The following is a 3,452-nucleotide window of genomic DNA, read 5'->3' on the forward strand; positions in this document are numbered from 1 at the left end:
CACCGGCGGCCCCGAAACGCTGACGCTTGGCGAGCTGCCGCGCCCCGCCGCGGGCAAGGGCCAGATCGTGATCGACGTCAAGGCCTGCGCCGTCAACTTCCCCGACGTGCTGATCATCGAGGATAAATATCAGTTCCGCCCCGAACGCCCCTTCGCCCCGGGCGGCGAGGTCGCGGGGCTGGTCGCCGAGATCGGCGAGGGCGTGACCGGGTTCAAGGTCGGCGACCGGGTGATCGCGGGCTGCGGCAACGGCGGCATGGCCGAGGCGGTCGCGGTCGGCGTCCACAATGTCTATCACCTGCCCGAGGGGCATGACTTCGCCGAGGGCGCCTCGCTGCTGATGACCTATGGCACCAGCATCCACGCGCTCGTCGACCGCGGGCATATCGCCGAGGGCGACACGTTGCTCGTGCTCGGCGCGTCGGGCGGGGTCGGCATCGCCGCGGTCGAGCTCGGCAAGGCGTTCGGCGCGCGCGTCGTCGCCGGGGTGTCGAGCGAGGAGAAGGCGGCGATCGCGCGCGACGCGGGCGCCGATGAGGTCGTCGTCTATGGCCGCCAGCCGTTCGACAAGGACCAGTCGAAGGCGCTCGCCAACACGTTCAAGGAAGCGGTCGGCCCGAACGGCGCCAATGTCATCTATGATGCGGTCGGCGGCGATTATGCGGAGCCGGCGCTACGCTCGATCGCGTGGGAGGGACGCTACCTCGTCGTCGGCTTCCCCGCGGGCATCCCGCGGCTGCCGCTCAACCTGACCCTGCTCAAGAGCTGCGACGTCGCGGGCGTCTTCTGGGGCGCCTTCGTCGCCCGCGAGCCCGAGCGCAACCGCGCCAACATCGCGCGGCTGTTCCAGCTCTGGGAACAGGGCAAGATCAAGCCGCGCGTCACCGGCACCTACGCGCTCGCCGACGGCGGCCAGGCCATCGCCAAGCTCGGCGACCGCAGCGCCGTCGGCAAGCTCGTCGTCACACCCTGAAATACCGGCCCGACCCCGCGCTCACCGCGGCGCTGCGCGAACTCGCGATGTCGGGCCGGGTCGAGGTGCGCGTGACGCCGGGCGCCAGCCGCGACGAGGTGAAGATCGCGGACGGCCGCGTGCAGCTCCGCGTCACCGCGCCGCCCGCCGACGGCGCGGCGAACGAGGCGGTGATCGCGCTGCTCGCCGCCGCGCTCGGCCGGCCGCGCCGCGACCTGACGCTGCTGCGCGGCGCGGCGGCACGGATCAAGCTGATCGGCGTCGCGCTCGGCTGATCGCATTCCCAGCGGCGGGTTAACCCTTTATCAGGGGCTGTCCCCTATGGCGGAATGCAGGACTGTAGGGACCGCAGGGACTGACGATGGCAACGCGCCGTTCGAACAATGATGGGCAGGCCGCGAGCCTCGCGAATATTTCGCGCACCCGCCGCGCGCAGCTCGTCGCCGAGTTCGAAGGCGAGCTCGGCATCGACCACAAGGCCCGCGCGCTCGCGGCCTATGAGGCCAAGCGCTGGAAGGTCATCAAGACGATCATCGTCTGGACGATCGCGATCATGTTCTTCGCCATCGCCTGCCACAAATTGTGGCTGATGGGCCAGGACGTCGACAAGCCCTTCACCGACCTCGACCCGGTTCGGAGCATCCTCGGCCGCAGCGAATAGCCGGAGGGCGCGGCGCTCGACAGCGATACCAAATTTTGGTATCATACGCCCATGGCAGTGAAGAACACATCCATCGCCCTCGGCGAGCCCTTCATCGAATTTGCGCGCCGCAAGGTCGAATCGGGCGAGTTCGCGACGACGAGCGAAGTCGTGCGCGAGGCGATGCGGCGCTATGTCGCCTATGACGACAGCGTTGAAGCGCTGCGGCGCGAGATTCGCAGAGGCATCGACAGCGGCCCCGGCCGCCCGTTCGACTGGGACGCCTTCATGGAACGGAAGTTCGGCCCCGAAAACGATGCGTAGCATCATCGTCCGCCCCGAAGCGGAAGCCGATATCGAGAATGCGGCCGATTACACGATCGAACAATGGGGCATCGAACAGGCCCGGCATTATGTGGGCGATATTCGCCGCGCCATCGAACATCTCGCGGTCAGCGGGCTGCGCCACCCCGAAGAGGCGGAGGTCTTTCCGGGCCTCAGACGGGCGCGGAGTGGGCATCATTTCATATTCTATCTGATCGACGGCGAGCAGATCGACGTGGTGCGCGTGTTGCACGAGCGGCGGGACGCGATTCGGCAATTGAAGAGCCCGCAATAGCGCCAACGGGGAAAAGGAGATTATCCCTTCCCCGATTCCCGCATCACCGCTCGCGCCAGATCAATACACCCGCGCCTTCGGCTCGATATATTGAGCGTCGTCCGACAGCGTATATTCGTGGACGGGCCGGTAATCGAGCTTGACGCCACCGCCCTTGCCGCCCCAGCCGTCGAACCAGCTGACCGTGTGCTTCATCCAGTTCGCGTCGTCGCGGTTCGGGAAATCCTCGTGCGCGTGGGCGCCGCGGCTTTCCTTGCGGTTGAACGCCGAATGCATCGTCACCGTCGCCTGCGCGATCAGATTGTCGAGCTCGAGCGTTTCGACAAGGTCGGTGTTCCAGATCAGGCTGCGGTCGGTGACGTGAATGTCGTTCATCCGCTCGTAGGTCTGGGCGAGCTTTTCCTTGCCCTCCGCCATCAGCTCGTCGGTGCGGAACACCGCCGCGTGCTGCGACATCGCGCGCTGCATCTCCATGCGAACCTCGGCGGTCGGCGAGCCGCCGTTCGCATTGCGGAAATGATCGAGACGGCCGAGCGCAAGGTCGGCGCTGTCCTTCGGCAGCGGCGCCTGCGCGGCGCCGGGGGTCAGCAACTCCTTGAGGCGGTGGCCGGTCGCGCGGCCGAAGACCACGAGGTCGATCAGGCTGTTCGAGCCGAGGCGGTTCGCGCCATGGACCGACACGCAGGCGGCCTCGCCGACCGCGAACAGGCCGGGAACCACGGTATCGGGACCGTCCTTGCCGAGCGTGACGACCTCGCCATGATAGTTACAGGGGATGCCGCCCATATTGTAATGGACCGTCGGCACCACGGGGAGCGGCTGGCGCGTCAGGTCGACGCCCGCGAAGATCTTGCCGCTCTCGGTAATCCCCGGCAGCCGTTCGTGCAGCACCGCCGGATCGATATGGTCGAGGTGGAGGTAGATATGGTCCTTGTGCGGGCCGACGCCGCGGCCCTCGCGGATTTCGAGCGCCATCGACCGCGACACGACGTCGCGCGACGCGAGGTCCTTTGCCGAGGGGGCATAGCGTTCCATGAAACGCTCGCCCTCGGAGTTGGTGAGGTAGCCGCCCTCGCCGCGCGCGCCCTCGGTGATGAGGACGCCCGCGCCATAGATGCCGGTCGGGTGGAACTGGACGAATTCCATGTCCTGCAGCGGCAGGCCGGCGCGCAGCACCATGCCGCCGCCGTCGCCGGTGCAGGTATGCGCCGAGGTGGCGG

Annotated in this window: 6 protein-coding genes; 5 read left to right on the plus strand and 1 reads right to left on the minus strand. The window is 67.6% G+C overall.

What is annotated here, in order from left to right:
* From OJI97_RS06545 to OJI97_RS06565, 5 genes are all read left to right on the plus strand, one after another.
* Window positions 1-973: NADPH:quinone oxidoreductase family protein (locus tag OJI97_RS06545; protein WP_297662252.1), on the plus strand; the 973-nt coding region annotated here is incomplete at its 5' end.
* Window positions 974-1,020: 47 nt separating this feature from the next.
* Window positions 1,021-1,248, plus strand: coding sequence for a DUF167 domain-containing protein (locus OJI97_RS06550; RefSeq protein WP_297662254.1), 228 nt, complete (start codon window positions 1,021-1,023; stop codon window positions 1,246-1,248).
* A gap of 86 nt (window positions 1,249-1,334) precedes the next feature.
* Window positions 1,335-1,634: a hypothetical protein gene (locus tag OJI97_RS06555; RefSeq protein ID WP_297662255.1), complete on the plus strand. Its 300-nt coding sequence runs from the start codon at window positions 1,335-1,337 to the stop codon at window positions 1,632-1,634.
* Window positions 1,635-1,685: 51 nt separating this feature from the next.
* Entirely contained in the window at window positions 1,686-1,937 is a 252-nt protein-coding gene (locus OJI97_RS06560) for a type II toxin-antitoxin system ParD family antitoxin (RefSeq protein WP_297662256.1), read from the plus strand.
* Complete coding sequence (locus tag OJI97_RS06565; protein ID WP_297662257.1) at window positions 1,930-2,232, plus strand: type II toxin-antitoxin system RelE/ParE family toxin; 303 nt, start codon at window positions 1,930-1,932, stop codon at window positions 2,230-2,232. The genes OJI97_RS06560 and OJI97_RS06565 overlap by 8 nt, the downstream gene beginning before the upstream one ends.
* Before the next feature lie 60 nt (window positions 2,233-2,292).
* Here the strand turns inward: OJI97_RS06565 and OJI97_RS06570 are convergent.
* Window positions 2,293-3,452 (minus strand): FAD-binding protein (locus OJI97_RS06570; protein WP_297662258.1); only part of this gene is annotated, 1,160 nt, incomplete at its 5' end.

It is taken from the genome of Sphingopyxis sp. (assembly GCF_025869345.1).
Lineage (GTDB): Bacteria > Pseudomonadota > Alphaproteobacteria > Sphingomonadales > Sphingomonadaceae > Sphingopyxis.